Here is a 14,821-nt window from a genome sequence, read left to right as displayed (position 1 = left end):
TCTTCGATATATGTCAATGCCTGTGGCAGGATGGCAGGCATGCCGAAGACGTTGCCCGTGGTGGATATGTCCGCGCCGGTGTGCTGCTCGCCGATGGCCGCCGGCCCCCTCGACGACGAGGCTGCATTGGAGATTGCGTTGCGGCTCAAGGCACTAGCCGACCCGGTACGGGTCAAGTTGGTCTCGCTGCTGTTCAGCTCGGACGCTGGTGAGGTGTGCAGCCGCGACCTCGCGACGGCGGTCGAACTCAGTGAATCCACGGTGAGCCATCACCTCACCCAGCTGCGCAAGGCCGGCCTGGTCGAATCCGAACGTCGCGGCATGAACGTCTACCACAGTCCACGCCGAGAATCGCTCATCGCGCTCTGCACGGTGCTCGACCCGAACTGCTGCCGCTAGGTTCATTCGTCGGCATCGGCGAGGACGCGGTAGAGCAAGTCTCGCGGTTAGTGCGCGCGCCCATGCGAAGGCAGTTCAACGGATGCTCGGCCACGCAAAGGCGTCGATGACTCTCGACACCTACGCGGACCTCTTCGATGACGATCTGGACGATGTCGCGGATCGTCTCGACGAGGCAATCCGCGCTACTGCGGACGGCATCAGAAGCCTGGCGGGCAACCAACGCCCTGAACTGCTGAAACGTGGTGGAGCTAAGGGGAATCGAACCCCTGAAGCAATCCGCGAAAATGGGTTCTGAACTGCGGGGAATGTTCACTGACGTTGTTTCGCCGCATCTCCGTGTTCTGGGGATATCGGCGTGGCGTGTTCCCGCTGAATGAATCCAACTGATCTGTACCCGTGTTGTTGGTCCACGGTTGTGAGAGTCGAGGGCAGAGTGATCATCAGGAGGTCACATGCCCCGTCAGTACTCGTCGTCGGTGCGCAGGCAAATCGTTGCCCGGCTTCGGTCGGGTGAATCGGTAGCCGTGGTGGCTGCCGAAACCGGAATCTGTCAGGCGACGTTGTTCCGTTGGAAACATCAAGCGCTCATCGATGCCGGCGTCATCGAGGGCACCCCGAGCGTGGAGGCCGACGAACTGGCAGCCGCCCACAAACGGATCGCCCAACTCGAGGCGGAGCTGGCCTTGACCCGCGACGCGTGCGCCTTATTCGACGAACAGGCGGTGGTGCCCCCAAAACGCCGACGCGCGATCACTGAGGGACTGATCGCGCGAGGACACTCAGCCCGATCCGCCTGCCGGATAACCGGATTGACCCGGTCCCTACTGCAGTATCACCGGCGCAGACCCGTCCCAGACCGCGAGGTGCGGCGGCTGATTGTGGCTGACACGATCACCGAAATCTATCAGCGATCCCGCGGTACCTACGGCCGCAAGCGGGTGCGCGCTGCGCTGTTGGCCGACTACGAGATGAACGTCAACCACAAGCTGGTCAACTCGATCATGTCCGAGCACGGGCTCTACGGGTTGCCGCGCCCCGGGCGGCGAAAACCCAACCTCATCGGCGTCGATACCCCAGTTGACCTGGTCAATCGACGGTTCACCGCCAGCAGGCCCAACGAACTATGGTGTACCGATATCACCGAACACCCCGCGCGGGATGGAAAGGTGTACTGCTGCGCGATCCTGGACTGCTTCTCCCGGATGATCGTGGCCCGCACCTTCTCCACTACCGCGGACACAGCATTGGTCAACAATGCGGTCAACATGGCCGTCGAGAGCCGAAACCGAAGTGGTTCAACCATTCTGCACGCCGACCACGGCACGCAGGGCGGATTCAATCGGTTGTCGCAACACCGGCTTGTTGGAGCAAGACTAGCTGGTCGTTGAAGGCCTCGGCGGGCGTTTTCCAGCCGAGTGTCTTGCGGGGTCTGGTGTTGAGGGCGTGAGCGACGGCTTCGATGTCTTCTGCGGTCCATCGGGACAGGTCGGTTCCTTTCGGAAAGTACTGCCGTAAAAGCCCATTGGTGTTCTCATTCGTGCCGCGTTGCCATGGTGATTGTGGGTCGGCGAAGAAAACAGGGATGCCGGTCTCGACCTTGAACTGGGCGTGCGCGGACATCTCCTTGCCGCGGTCCCAGGTCAAGGACCGGGTCAGCTGAGCAGGCAGAGTCGACATCGTCTCGGTGAGTGTGTTTTTCATGGTGATCGCGCCGTAGCCAGCCAGGGCTGGGCCGTTCTTGATCGTGTGCTTGTGCCGGTAGCCCTGCTCGCGGGGCAGGTGGACGAGCATGGTGAACCGCGTTGCGCGTTCGACGACGGTGCCGATGGCTGAGCGCTCCAGCCCGATCAGGAGATCGCCTTCCCAGTGCCCAGGAACCGCGCGATCCTCGACTTCTGCGGGGCGTTCGCTGATCAGCGTCTCCGGTGTGACGTGCGCCCAGGCCTTGCGGCGGGAACGCTCCCGTGGCGCGCGTAGAGCTCGCCCGGTGCGAAGACACCAGACCAACTCGCGCTTGAGCGCGCCGCGGCCTTCGATGTAGAGCGACTGATAGATCGCCTCGTGGCTGATACGCATGGACTCATCATCAGGGAAATCGAGTTTGATCCGATTGGCGATCTGCTCGGGGCTCCAGGCCTGCACCCAGGCTCGGTCCTTGCGGTGCGGCTTGTTATTGCCGGTCCACCGAGGCGGTTGCGGCCCGGCCACGATCGAACCGTCGGGTCTGCTGATCTGGCCCGAGAGCCGTTGTTGGACATAGGCATGCAGCCTCGGATTGGTGACCAGTTTGGCCGTCTTCGGGCGCTTGGCCGTCAGCTCGGCCTTCCACTGCGCAACCGACGCGCGGTACTCGGAGGTGTATCCGCGAGTGGCAGCGTTGCGGCGCAGCTCACGCGAGACCGTGGAGGGTGTCGGCTCCGGTCGAAAAGTGAGCAGGTAGTTCCGGTCGAAAAGTGAGCACCCTTCTGATTGGAGAGTGATCACTGTGGAGGATTGGGCGGAGATTCGCCGGCTGTATCGGTCGGAGAACCTGTCACAGGTTGCGATCGCGCGCCGGTTGTCGCTGTCGCGGAACACCGTGGCCAAGGCGATCAGCACAGAAGCGCCACCGCGCTATGAACGCGCACCGTCGCGGATGTCGGCGTGGGCGCAGATCGAGATGGCGGTACGGGTACTGCTGGGTCAATACCCGACCATGCCGGCCACGGTCCTGGCCGAGCGGGTGGGCTGGACCGGCGGGCATTCCTGGTTCGCCGAGAACGTCGCGCGGATCCGCCCGGAGTACGCCCCGGCCGATCCGTGCGACCGACTGGTGCACCTGCCTGGTGAGCAGGTGCAGTGCGACTTGTGGTTCCCCGGGGCGCTGGTGCCCGATCACGCCGGGGTGCTGCGGTCGTTCCCGGTCCTGGTGATGGTGGCCGCCTATTCGCGGTTCATCGCCGCGATGATGATCCCGTCGCGGGTCACCGGTGATCTGCTGGCCGGGATGTGGCAACTGCTTCAGGGTGTCGGCGCGGTGCCCCGAACACTGTTGTGGGACAACGAGTCCGGTATCGGTCAACGCGGCCGCCTAGCCGAGGGGGTGGCTGGCTTCTGTGGCGTGCTGGCCACACGACTGATCCAGACCCGCCCGTACGATCCCGAATCCAAGGGCCTGGTGGAACGGGCCAACGGCTATCTGGAGACCTCGTTCCTGCCTGGCCGGACGTTCTGCTCGCCGGCGGACTTCAACACCCAGTTGTGGGCGTGGCTGGCCGCGATCGCCAACCTGCGCACCCACGCGACCACCGGCCTGATTCCCGCCGATGCACTCGCGGCGGATCGGGCGGCGATGATCGCACTGCCGCCGGTAGCCCCCGCGGTGGGGACGACGGTCACGACGCGGTTGGGTCGCGACTACTACGTCAGTTCCGGCGGAAACACCTACTCGGTGCATCCGGAGGTGATCGGACGGATGATCACCGTCACCACCGCCCTGGACCGGATCACCGCCCGATGCGGTGACCGGGTGGTCGCCGATCACGAAAGGCTTTGGGGTAGTTCGGGTCTGGTCACCGACCCGGAACATCTCGCGGCCGCGGCGGTCTTGCGGGAGCAGTTCCGTGCTCGTCCCGCCGCGGGGTCGCATTTGGCGGTGGACGTCGAGGTGGCCGATCTGAGTGCCTACGACGCGCGGTTCGGGACCGGGAGGTCGCCTGATGCCTGCCAAGCGCACGCCCTCGGCGCCCGGTGACGCCGACAAGCTCATCGCCCATCAAGCCCGTCTGCTCAAGGCCCCGCGCATCGCCGAGCACTACCACCGGCTGGCCGAACAGGGCCGCGACGCCGGCTGGTCACTGGAGGACTACCTCGGAGCAGTGCTCGCCGTCGAGTCCAATGCGCGTGCGGAATCCGGAGCGCGGCAACGCATCCGATACGCGGGATTCCCGGCGATCAAGACGATCACCGACTTCGACTTCACCGCCCAACCCGCCGTCGACCGCGCTCAGATCGCCCGCCTGGAAGCCGGCGGCTGGCTGGCCGAAGCTCGCAACATCGTCCTGCTCGGCCCACCGGGCACCGGCAAAACGCATCTAGCCACCGCGCTGGCGATCGCGGCCGCCCACGCCGGGCACCGCGTCGCTTTCGCCCCGGCCACCGGTTGGATCACCCGCCTGGCCGAAGCACACCGAACCAACCGCCTCGAGGCCGAACTGCGCAAAATCAGCCGCTACGGGCTCATCGTGATCGACGAGGTCGGCTACATCCCGTTCGACACCGAAGCGGCCAATCTGTTCTTCCAGCTGGTCTCCACCCGATACGAGAAGTCTTCGATCGTGCTGACCTCCAACCTGCCGTTCTCCCGCTGGGGACAGGTCTTCGGCGAGGCCACCATCGCCTCGGCGATGATCGACCGGATCGTGCATCACGCCGACGTCATCGCCCTCAAAGGTGCCAGCTACCGCATCAAACACACCGCGATCGAGTCCCTGCCCTCCGTGGAAGCCGATCGTCAGGCAGACTCAACCCCGTAAACCTGCTCATTTTTCAACCGGAGCAGGCTGCTCAGGATTCAACCGGAGCCGACAGGAGGGATCCCGACCAATCGCCCGAGCGATCTGGCGCACCCCAGCGCCTTGGACCCTCAGCAACGCGATCTCCTCGCGCTCACGAAACGACAGGTAACGACCCGACAGTGGCGTCAGATCAAACGGTGGCATACCGCCAGCGTTATGGAACCACCGCTGACCGACCGGCTGCGACGCGCCGACAGCGAGGGCAGCCGCAGCCGGCAAGAGGCCCCTTAGCAATCTCGATCCAAAACAACCGCTCGATCTCGCGCTGAAACCGCGGCGCCCCCGGAGACCTCATCGCACGCGGAACCGCACGATCTGATGCTTGCTGCCGACGAACCACCGAACACCCTCCAAATCTCAGGATGTTGCTTCGACCGGTTGAACCCAGTCAGTTCACGTCCTGGAGCTTCGGGGAGAACATGCGCCGATGGGGCTTGCTCGGCTCGTTCGGGACTGTGGGCGACTGCTTCGATAATGCCGCCATGGAGTCATTCTGGGCGCGGCTGCAGGTCGAGTTGCTGAACACCCGCAGATGGGCAACCACTATCGAGTTGGCCGCCGCGATAGCCGATTACATCGACAACTTCTACAACGTCGAACGCCGTCACAGCTACCTGGGTAACATCAGCCCGACTGAGTTCGAAACGCTCTGGACGTCCACCTATTCGATCCCTCAACTCGCATGACCGCGGCTCGAAACAGCGGGTACAGATCACATGGATCAACCGATCGGGGTCAGGCCACGTACGCTCCCCCGCCGCGCATACGTTGGAAAAACCCGGGTGGTTTGGCCCTCGCACCGCCGCCGACGTCACTATGCGCACCGACGAACCACATTTGAATATGTCTTTCCTCGTTCTGCGCATCAACCAGCCGCATCTCTTTGTACAGCCGACGCCTTTCGTCCAGCGCAAAGTGCTTCCCGGATGACGTCAACAGTTGGCAACTTACGAGTGTTCAGCCACCGCGCAACATTAAGACGCCCTCGCGCATCGAACCAGCGAACTGAGTTAACGCTGTCCCATAGACCAAGAAAATGCACCTGTACCTCGAATGGCGATCGCATTTGACGGTTCGCGAAAGGTAGGTAAGCACCTCGGCGCGCTGCATCGAGTCGCCAATAAGCGCCGTGCGTCGCCATGTCGTTAGGGGACGCACTCAACCGGCGCGGGTTCATGGTGTACAGCTTCACAACGTAAGGCGCGAGCTCAACGGCGCCCGGATCCAAAAGTCCGACTGACCGCACCAGCCCAGTAAGGGCACGCGCTGTAAATGCACCCCGCGAGAAGCCAAAAGCATAAATACGGTCGCCGTAGCGGTAGTTCGCAGCGAGCCATCTGTAGGACTTCTCGAGATTCTCGCGAATGCCATATCCGAGCGTTAGACCGGCGACCTTGGTCATGCCGCGGCCCATACGAGTAACGGTTGCGCGCGATCCCATCGTGCCGAGCCCTGGCATGTAGTAGAGGAGTTGCCGGTCGTCGCGCCGCGCGAAGGAATAGAGTCTGACGACGTTGGTGTATCCACGTTCAGGCTGATTACTAGTTCCATCGAAAAACAGCACGAGATTGCGGCCGTCCATCGATCAACTATCGATGAGAACTAACGTCACCACAACTGGCAGATCGCTTGCGGTTCATACGGCTGCCAACCTCGCTCCGCCCAGAATCGTTGCTTTTCCGGTACCTCAATAAGATTCTCGACTTCGTGCTCGTACAGTGAGCCGTCGGGGGCGTAGGTATTGCACCCGACGGAAATATGATTGCCTAGCGGAACCACGATGTAGTCGGAGATGCCGGCCAGATTAATCCAGCCACCGTTGCAAAGGATCTGCGGCGCGTGATCAGCAACGAACTCCGTACATGGGCTATCACTGTTGTAGACCGAGAAGGTGCCGCCGCCGACGGTGTCGTGATCCGCAGCCGCCGCAGGCGCCAACACGCACGCCGTGATCGCTACCGACACAAGGCAAACGGCGGATCTCTTCAGCGCATGCCCACCACGACGTGCACATTGGTTACCACTCGCAAGCCACGCCATCGCTGTCCCGATCTTGCTTTGAGCAGTAGTGCGCGCTTCCCTGTGGAATGTCGCCTTCACCGTTCTGATGTGCCTGGGTGCAGTTCGTCCAATAACATCCGGCGCTGTTCTGCGGCATCGGAACAAATAATTCCTGCGACGCAGGAGCAACCACTTCCGCGGATGCGAGTGGTTCCGATGCAGCACGGAACGTATGAACCGCCGGTGCCACCAATACACCCACAGCAAAAAGACCCGCCAGTAATAGGCGACGAATCATGGATAGACCCCCGAAATTGACGCGAACGTTGACTGACTCGGCCAGGATAGCGACGTCCAAAGCCTCGCTAGGCGAAACCCGAAAACTGGTTGACGTTATCGGGCGAGGTACTTTCGCCTGAGATACTGACCCGACCCCTGCGGCTCAGTGCGCGAATGGACGTCGCTGTCTGACGAACAGCGCTTCGGTGACATGCGATGGCACGCAGGCGATGAAGCGGCCGAGGCTCGGCGGCCCACAAGCCGAATGCGCGGTTATGTCGTCGTAGATATCACTATCACGACGTGACAAATTCCGGCCGAGGCCCGCATCCGATCAGCAGGTGGCAATCGAACTGTGCATCAGGAGGTTTCACGCGAGCAAGCGGCGAATTCCTACCGTATGTCGACGACTGACCAAGCTGCGTCGGCAACTCATCTGAACAGCCACTCCGATTTTGTTCTCTGTCAACCAAACTGGGGTGGGGCTTTTGGCGCAATCGGGTGGCGACGCAAGAAACACTTGAGAATGGCGCAGGACGTACTTGAAAAATAGAGTAGCTGACTACCTACGCAACCTGAGAAAATCCTGATAGCGTCCTCGGCATGTGGATAGCAGCTCATCGATCACTTTGCGCTCTTAGTGTCGCCACCGCTCTGACGGTGGGCGTGGTGTCCGCGCCGTCACCGGCGGTGACACATCAGGCAACAGTGCCCCATATCGTGCAACTGACTGAACTGACTTTGACGTCGTCGTCCTCGCCGATAGCCAGTAGTTCAGCCAATCTGGCTGGGCTGCCTAACGAGATTGATCGAGCGCTTCGGACTGGGCTGTTCATCGTTCTGTCGCCTGTGGTCGTCCCAATAATAGTGCTCGGATTCTTCCAGGGCGTCGCCTGCGCCGGGGGCGGCTGTGGTTCGTGGCCACCACCACTGTTCGCACTCAGCGAGAAGCTCTCGAACTTCTTCTTCCCACCATCGGCCTCCGCCTCCGCGGCAGCGGTGAAGGCAGCGTCGCTGGCACCGAAGCGTGAGCTGGCGCCGTCGACATCGCGTGTTGAACCTGCCGCTCCTACTGCATCCGTCTCGACCGCCCGACAACTCCAGACTGCGGTGACACCTGGTGCGGCGCGCCCCGCCAAGTCCGCAGGCAAATCTGGCGCGAAGGATGTGCATGCGGAAAAGGCCGCTGCGCGTCCCTCAGCCCATGATCACGGCGACAGCCCCCGCAGCGCACGCAGCGCACGGAACGGACGCTAAGAAGCAGCAGGTGACAGCAGAGTGGTCGACCACCCGACGCCACTGGCCGGAAGCGAAATCGGGGCGGTAGCCCAAGCATTCGCTTTCGCAGTAAGCCATTTCAAGGCAATTTGATATGACGTCTTACCGCTGTCGGGGTCGCCTTCGGGTGGCACAAACGGATAAGTCACATGTCCGCCGCCCACAATGTCGTACGGCTGGCCCGCCGCGTCAACAAATGATTCCCTAACATTGCCCGGGATAGCGGCTGCATTGGCAGCTGCTAAGTATGCGGGTTGGTTCTGCAGGAAGTCGTAGATCGCGTCGGGCGCCAGTGTCACAAAGGCAGCGTTTCCAGCAGTCCAGTTAAGCCCGTTCGTGGAGTCCCCAGTGGAAGTGAAGATGTCGCCTGGCGCGGCAAACTCGATCCACTTTGCTGGTTCACAATCTGTAAGCCTCGCGACTGGCCCCGTAGTGGGGAAGGATCCGTGTCCACCCGTGGTGGAACCGCTAACATCCCATGCGCCAGACCACGTTCCCCCAACCTCGCCACGGTAGTTGACTTGGCGCCTGGGGTTGCCGAAACAGACGCCGCCGAGGAATCCAGGAGCCCAATCCTGAAGCTGGCCGCCCAATCGTGTGGAGTTGTATACCGAACTGACCACAGCGGCCCCCTGTGAGTATCCGCCTACCATCCAAGGATCACCAGGAGTCAGGTTTTTCACTCGACTAACAATCTCGTCGTAGCCGTACCCGATCGAAGAACCCATCGGAAATGACGCCGCCGGATAGGTAATCCGTATGGCGTCGAAGATGTCGGGGTCGAGGAGGTACGGGAAAGGATCGTTTTGCGGCCGACCATCCCACGCCGCAGTCTTTCCATCGAGGCCGCCAATCGTCGCGACCCTAAAATCCTTCGGATTCACACTGTAGCCACCGATTGTCAGGACCTGAGAGTTATCCAGGCTGACGATATTGAGGCCGTAGTAAAGCACCCTCAATGCATAGCTAGTTCCATTGGCGTAGAAGAACTTTACTTTCATGATTGGAGGTCCTTCCCGATCCATTGGTTAATGCCGGCGACGTAGTAATAGGCGCCCACTGTGGTGTATTGGCCGGTGCCCATGCCGACGTAGCGCCAGGTCTTGCCGACGGGGACAATCTCGGTGGGGTCCGACCACACAGCGCCGCTGATCGCGACGTCGTTGTAGTAGCACTGATACGTATCCGCCCACCTGTTTGCGAAGTCGCGCCCACCCATCCCGGGACTCAATTGTCCCTACTGCCATGCTTTTTGGCTTGGAGCAGGTAAATCAGATCCCTCGAACATTCGCGTCAGCCACGGTGTATCGACGTATCAGCTACCCGGACGCAGGCACAAAAAACTCCCCACAGCTCGTCAGCTCTGCGGGAAGGTCAAGTCCAAATTCATTGCTTTATTGGGCCTCTGGCGACGCTCCCATTAGTCTCTCGGTAAGAAAGACGACCACATCGTTGCGCGCTTCAAACGTTGGATGGCCAGGACGCTCAACAACTTCATCGGTGAGCACCGAGTGCGCCGATGGCTTGAAGTCACCGGCGTTGCCAGGCGATGAGTCGATACGAATGACCTTGAACGCGCGACCTAGTTGGCGCTCAAGTGCTTTGAAGCGGTCATCCGGCGATTTGCAATCGTTGGTGAAATAATCCCGGGGCTGCGAATGACGGTACCGCGCACGCTGCCGACGAGGTCGGACAACAGTGCCCGCAGCTTCCAGCCGAGGCCGTTCGGCCACCAGCTCGGCCCCGCATCTTGTTCGTCAAGGTCGCCGATTATCCGGTTAGCAAACATGCTAAATGAGACGAGAGCACCTTCTATGCGCTTCTCGTACACATCCGCATCGACATAGATCATCGATGGAGCTTACGGCGCACGAGATGGGCTGCGCACGCCATTTTTTGGCGATATGACGCTATATTGCTGATCGCACGGAAGCCGCTGCGGCGCAAGCTGATCGGGACTCGAATTTGAAGGCGACTGCGGGCCGGTTGCGGGCCGGGACACCCGGACCCGTCTAGCCAGCTAAATAGCAAAAACCCCTCCCGTGCAGCTTGGGAGGGGTTTTTCTATGGTGGAGCTAAGGGGAATCGAACCCCTGACCTTCTCGATGCGAACGAGACGCGCTACCAACTGCGCTATAGCCCCTTGGTCTCTGGCAGGCTACCAGTCGGAGCCCGCCTTCTCGAAACCGGTGACCTACTGCCCGGCCGCCCGCGGCAGGTCGAAGTGTCGGGCGAACGCCACCTCGTCAAGGTGCTCGAAGATCGGGTCTTCGTCATCGATGTCCAGTACCGCGGCACCGGGCCTGCGCAACCGGGACGGCACCACGTCGAACTCGCGGTCCTCGGTGTTCTCCACCCCGAGCCGCGAGCGTGCCATCCGCTGCTGGCGGCGGCGGCGCACCTGCTCCTCGATCCGCGTCTGGCGACGCAGATAGGCCAGGTACAGGACCGTCACGGCACCAGCCCCACCGCAGACCCACCACAGATCGGGGCTGGCGGTGAAGGACAGCACAGCGGTAAACACCATGACGGCCGCCATCGCCATCAGCACCCGCTTGCGGAAGCGGTACTTGCGCGCGCTGACCTTCGCGGCGGTCGCCTCTGCCCGGCGTGGCCGGCTGGCCCGCGGCGTGCTCACCGTCGCCGGCTCTTCCTCAGCCTCCAGACCTGAAGTGTCCTCGACGTACTCGTACTCGTCGGCCGTTCCGTCCTGCGGCTCGTCCTCGGCGATCGCCTGGAACGTGTCGGTGGCCTCGCCTTGCGCGACCGCTTCGGCTTCAGCCGCGGACTCGTCTTCGGTGACGACAGGCTCCTCTGCCACCGGGGCTTCGTCGAACAAGGTCGGCTGGGGCGCGGCGACCCGAGCGGTGCCACCGACAGGAAGCGCGCCGGAATCCTCGTCGACCACGTCGACGTCGAGATAGTCGGGCTCGGCCTCCTCGGCCACTGCGGCGACGACGACCACCGAGCGGGTCCGAGACGGCGCGACCTCGTCATCGGAGTCCAGCTCGTCGAACTCGTCTTCCCCTGGCTGCCAGTCCGGGTCGTGCCGATGGCCGGCCGACGGTCCGCTGCGCTTGAACCGGCGCGACTTCGCGCCCCCGTTGAGCACCCGGGTGGCCAGCGCGACGTCACTGGTACGTCGGACGTTGTCGCGCTTGCTGATGAGCATCGGAACCAGAACGAACAACCAAAGCACCACGAGCGATATCCAGAGCAATGACTGGGGGATGCTTGGCATGGTGGCCTGCTCCTTTCCCGTTCAGGCTAGGTCCGTGACCTACGCAACCCGAGACGGCGCGCCGCAGTCAATTACACACGTGTAATTACCCCTTGACAAGCACCAACAGCCTCAAATGTCACATTAGTAACAAGTTGGCTCGGCAATCACGCCCACTGCGCCAGTCCGCGGTGCACCAGTCGACCCGCCACCGACCCGTCGACCTCCTCCACCGTCATCGCCACCAGGAGGTGATCCCGCCACGCGCCGTCGACGTCGAGGTACCGCTGCAAAAGGCCTTCCTCCCGGAAGCCAACCTTCGCCAGTACCGCCCGGCTGGCCGCGTTTTCCGGGCGCACTGTGGCCTCCACCCGGTGCAGCGTGACCGGCCCGAAACAGTGATCCAGCCCCAGAGCCAGTGCACCGGTTGCCACCCCGGCCCCGGTCACAGCGCTGGACACCCAATAGCCGATCCAAGCCGACCGCAACGCCCCGTGGGTCACGTTGCCGATCGTGAGCTGACCGCAAAACTGCCCGTCGAGTTCGATCACGTACGGCAGCATCCGGCCCTTGCGCGCCTCCGCGCGAAGTCCCGAACACACCGCAGGCCATGACGAAACTGCATGCCGCACAGCCCAATCCATCTCAGCCGTCGGCTCCCACGGTTCGAGAAGGCGACGATCGGCCATTCGGATGCGGCTCCACATCGCCGCGTCGCGCATCCGCACCGGGCGCAATCGGACGACACCGGCACCCACCCGGAGCGGACCGACCTGCGCGGGCCAACCCGGATGCAGAGAACTGTTACGCCACAGATTCACAGTACGGTTCCGCGGTTCAGCCGCGTTGTGCCAGGAAGGCAACATCGACGAGCTCGCCGGTCCGGACTTGGTCGACCTCGGTCGGCACCACAACCAAGCAGTTGGCTTCGGCCAGCGTCGCCAAAAGGTGCGACGAAGCGCCGGGCGCACCCCCGAGTGCCTGGACCAGATATTCGCCGGTGTCCTGGTCGCGCATCAGCTGCCCGCGCAGGAATCCCTTGCGGCCAGGAACCGACGAGATCGGCGATAGCGCCCGGGCCTGCACGACACGCCGCATCGGCTGCCGCTTGCCCAGGGACAGCCGGATCAGCGGACGGACCATCACCTCGAAAACCACCAGAGCGCTCACCGGGTTGGCCGGCAGCAGGAACGTCGGCACGCCCTCGCGGCCGAGCTGACCGAACCCCTGAACCGAGCCCGGATGCATGGCGATGCGGGCGACTTCCATCTCGCCCAGCTTCGACAGCACTGTGCGCACGCTCTCGGCGGCCGCCCCGCCCACGGCACCGGCGATCACCACCAGCTCAGCACGATTGAGCTGGCCCTCGACCACCTCGCGCAGGCTCTTGGGATCGGTGCTGACGATGCCCACCCGGTTCACCTCGGCGCCCGCATCGCGTGCCGCGGCGGCGATCGCATACGAGTTCACGTCGTAGACCTGGCCGTTGCCAGGCGTACGGGAGATATCGACCAGCTCGCCACCCACGCTCAGCACGGTTACCCGTGGGCGCGGATGCACCAACACCCGTTCGCGACCGACCGCGGCCAGTAGCCCGACCTGAGCGGCGCCGACGATCGCCCCGGCCCGAATGGCGACATCGCCGGGCTGGACGTCGTCACCGGCCCGGCGCACATAGGCCCCCGATCGAACTCCACGGAGCACCCGTACCCGAGCCTGACCACCATCGGTCCACCGCAGGGGGAGGACGGCGTCGGCCAGTGTCGGCATCGGCGCACCGGTCTGCACCCGAGCCGCTTGTTTGGGCTGCAGCCGGCTCGGCGTGCGCGCGCCCGCTTCGATCACACCCATCACCGGCAGGCTGATCTGGCCATCGCCCTGCTCATCGTCGGCGTCAGCGCCAATACCCTGCACATCCACGCTGCGAACGGCATAGCCATCGATGGCGGCCTGGTCGAAACCGGGCAGTGGATGTTCGGTGATCACTTCCTCAGCGCACATCAGGCCCTGAGCCTCGGCGATCGGCACTCGAACCGGTCGCGGCGCCACCGCTGCGGCCGCCACCCTGGCCTGCTGTTCCTCTACCGAACGCACCGCGCGCCTTTCTGCCTCGATCACCGGTCGCGCGGGCCGGCCGCGGCCTTTACTGTTCGGTCTTCTCGGCCAGCCCTAGGCGCGCCACCAACCATCGCCGCAAATCCGGGCCATAGTCGTCACGATCCAACGCAAAGTCAACCGCAGCCTTCAGGTAGCCGCCGGGATTTCCCAAGTCGTGTCGAGAGCCGCGGTGCACAACAACATGCACCGGATGGCCTTCTTTGATCAGCAACTCGATGGCATCGGTCAGCTGGATCTCGCCACCGACGCCACGGTCGACCCGGCGCAGCGCGTCGAAGATGGCCCGGTCCAACAGGTAGCGGCCAGCGGCGGCATACCGTGACGGCGCATCCTCCGCCTTGGGTTTCTCGACCATTCCCTTGACCTTGAGCACGTTCGGGTTGGCCGCATCGGGCACCGTTTCGACGTCGAAGACGCCGTAGGCGCTGACCTCCTCGTCCGACACCTCGATCGCGCACAGCACCGTGCCGCCCCGCTTGGCCCGTACCTTGGCCATCGTCTCCAGCACGCCGGTGGGTAGCACCAGATCGTCGGGCAACAGCACCGATACCGCGTCCTCGTCCGGGGACAGCACCGACTCCACGCAGCCGACGGCATGCCCTAGGCCCAGCGGTTCGTGTTGCACCACCGACTCGACCTTGATCAGGGCCGGCGCCCGGCGCACCTTCTCCAGCATCGCTTCCTTGCCGCGGGCCTCCAGCGTGCCCTCGAGCACCAGGTCCTCCACGAAGTGGGCGACAACGCTGTCCTTGCCTTCGGAGGTGACGATCACCAGACGCTCGGCACCGGCCTCAGCGGCTTCCTCGGCCACCAGCTCGATACCCGGCGTGTCCACGACGGGCAACAATTCCTTGGGCACTGTCTTGGTCGCGGGCAGGAATCGCGTACCCAACCCGGCCGCGGGAACGATCGCTGTGCGCGGAATCGGGACCTCTGGCGGCCTCATCGTTCACACCCTATCGGCATC

Annotated in this window: 18 protein-coding genes, 1 tRNA gene and 1 pseudogene; 6 read left to right on the top strand and 14 right to left on the bottom strand. The window is 63.2% G+C overall.

The window, feature by feature from the left end:
• The first annotated feature begins 39 nt into the window (after positions 1–39).
• The 3 genes from G6N38_RS16360 (at position 40) to G6N38_RS16350 (ending at position 1,790) form a co-directional block, all read left to right on the top strand.
• Entirely contained in the window at positions 40–399 is a 360-nt protein-coding gene (locus G6N38_RS16360; protein WP_163749170.1) for an Rv2640c family ArsR-like transcriptional regulator, read from the top strand.
• Between the two features lie 106 nt (positions 400–505).
• On the top strand, positions 506–697 hold the full coding sequence (locus G6N38_RS30720; RefSeq protein WP_407662740.1) for a hypothetical protein: 192 nt from the start codon (positions 506–508) through the stop codon (positions 695–697).
• Between the two features lie 157 nt (positions 698–854).
• On the top strand, positions 855–1,790 hold the full coding sequence (locus G6N38_RS16350; RefSeq protein ID WP_163749169.1) for an IS3 family transposase: 936 nt from the start codon (positions 855–857) through the stop codon (positions 1,788–1,790).
• Here G6N38_RS16350 and G6N38_RS16345 read toward each other — a convergent pair.
• Entirely contained in the window at positions 1,738–2,886 is a 1,149-nt protein-coding gene (locus tag G6N38_RS16345) for an IS30 family transposase (protein ID WP_407662739.1), read from the bottom strand. The genes G6N38_RS16350 and G6N38_RS16345 overlap by 53 nt on opposite strands.
• Before the next feature lies 1 nt (position 2,887).
• On the opposite strand from G6N38_RS16345, the gene istA reads away from it, so the two are divergent.
• The gene (istA, locus tag G6N38_RS16340; protein ID WP_163752051.1) at positions 2,888–4,135 is read left to right on the top strand and encodes an IS21 family transposase; all 1,248 of its coding nucleotides are present in this window, start codon (positions 2,888–2,890) and stop codon (positions 4,133–4,135) included.
• Entirely contained in the window at positions 4,101–4,916 is an 816-nt protein-coding gene (gene istB / locus G6N38_RS16335; protein WP_163749168.1) for an IS21-like element helper ATPase IstB, read from the top strand. Before istA ends, istB begins: the two co-directional genes overlap by 35 nt.
• Positions 4,917–4,970: 54 nt before the next feature.
• Here istB and G6N38_RS30715 read toward each other — a convergent pair.
• Positions 4,971–5,253 (bottom strand): annotated as a pseudogene (locus G6N38_RS30715) (helix-turn-helix domain-containing protein); the annotation flags it as partial.
• A gap of 187 nt (positions 5,254–5,440) precedes the next feature.
• On the opposite strand from G6N38_RS30715, the gene G6N38_RS16325 reads away from it, so the two are divergent.
• Positions 5,441–5,644 (top strand): IS3 family transposase, encoded by a 204-nt coding sequence (locus tag G6N38_RS16325; RefSeq protein ID WP_163749166.1) that lies wholly within the window; start codon positions 5,441–5,443, stop codon positions 5,642–5,644.
• Positions 5,645–5,693: 49 nt separating this feature from the next.
• On the opposite strand, the gene G6N38_RS31225 is transcribed toward G6N38_RS16325, so the two are convergent.
• The 12 genes from G6N38_RS31225 to G6N38_RS16265 all read right to left on the bottom strand — a co-directional run bounded on the left by G6N38_RS31225 (position 5,694) and on the right by G6N38_RS16265 (position 14,800).
• The gene (locus G6N38_RS31225) at positions 5,694–5,837 is read right to left on the bottom strand and encodes a DUF2235 domain-containing protein (protein ID WP_163749165.1); all 144 of its coding nucleotides are present in this window, start codon (positions 5,835–5,837) and stop codon (positions 5,694–5,696) included.
• Complete coding sequence (locus G6N38_RS16315) at positions 5,824–6,540, bottom strand: T6SS phospholipase effector Tle1-like catalytic domain-containing protein (protein WP_163749164.1); 717 nt, start codon at positions 6,538–6,540, stop codon at positions 5,824–5,826. The genes G6N38_RS31225 and G6N38_RS16315 overlap by 14 nt, the downstream gene beginning before the upstream one ends.
• Positions 6,541–6,566: 26 nt before the next feature.
• Entirely contained in the window at positions 6,567–6,923 is a 357-nt protein-coding gene (locus tag G6N38_RS16310; RefSeq protein ID WP_163749163.1) for a hypothetical protein, read from the bottom strand.
• A 52-nt stretch (positions 6,924–6,975) separates the two neighbouring features.
• Positions 6,976–7,116, bottom strand: a complete 141-nt coding sequence (locus tag G6N38_RS16305) for an excalibur calcium-binding domain-containing protein (protein ID WP_163752050.1) — start codon at positions 7,114–7,116, stop codon at positions 6,976–6,978.
• Between the two features lie 1,375 nt (positions 7,117–8,491).
• Positions 8,492–9,517 carry a PE-PPE domain-containing protein gene (locus G6N38_RS16300; protein ID WP_163749162.1) on the bottom strand — a complete coding sequence of 342 codons (1,026 nt, stop codon included), beginning with the start codon at positions 9,515–9,517 and terminating at the stop codon, positions 8,492–8,494.
• Positions 9,514–9,735 carry a hypothetical protein gene (locus G6N38_RS16295; RefSeq protein WP_163749161.1) on the bottom strand — a complete coding sequence of 74 codons (222 nt, stop codon included), beginning with the start codon at positions 9,733–9,735 and terminating at the stop codon, positions 9,514–9,516. The genes G6N38_RS16300 and G6N38_RS16295 overlap by 4 nt, the downstream gene beginning before the upstream one ends.
• A gap of 363 nt (positions 9,736–10,098) precedes the next feature.
• The gene (locus G6N38_RS16290; protein WP_163749160.1) at positions 10,099–10,368 is read right to left on the bottom strand and encodes a hypothetical protein; all 270 of its coding nucleotides are present in this window, start codon (positions 10,366–10,368) and stop codon (positions 10,099–10,101) included.
• 215 nt (positions 10,369–10,583) lie between these two features.
• Positions 10,584–10,659: transfer RNA gene (locus G6N38_RS16285), tRNA-Ala, on the bottom strand.
• Between the two features lie 51 nt (positions 10,660–10,710).
• A complete protein-coding gene (gene sepX / locus G6N38_RS16280) occupies positions 10,711–11,757 on the bottom strand; it encodes a divisome protein SepX/GlpR (RefSeq protein ID WP_163749159.1) in 1,047 nt (348 codons plus the stop codon).
• Between the two features lie 146 nt (positions 11,758–11,903).
• Positions 11,904–12,557, bottom strand: coding sequence for a GNAT family N-acetyltransferase (locus tag G6N38_RS16275; protein WP_163749158.1), 654 nt, complete (start codon positions 12,555–12,557; stop codon positions 11,904–11,906).
• Between the two features lie 16 nt (positions 12,558–12,573).
• A complete protein-coding gene (gene glp, locus G6N38_RS16270) occupies positions 12,574–13,830 on the bottom strand; it encodes a molybdotransferase-like divisome protein Glp (RefSeq protein ID WP_163749157.1) in 1,257 nt (418 codons plus the stop codon).
• Positions 13,831–13,879: 49 nt separating this feature from the next.
• A complete protein-coding gene (locus G6N38_RS16265) occupies positions 13,880–14,800 on the bottom strand; it encodes a UTP--glucose-1-phosphate uridylyltransferase (protein ID WP_163749156.1) in 921 nt (306 codons plus the stop codon).
• Positions 14,801–14,821: the final 21 nt, after the last annotated feature.

It is taken from the genome of Mycolicibacterium helvum, from assembly GCF_010731895.1.
Lineage (GTDB): Bacteria > Actinomycetota > Actinomycetes > Mycobacteriales > Mycobacteriaceae > Mycobacterium > Mycobacterium helvum.
Note: the sequence above shows the minus strand (reverse complement) of the source record. Positions and strands in the feature narration are given on the sequence as shown.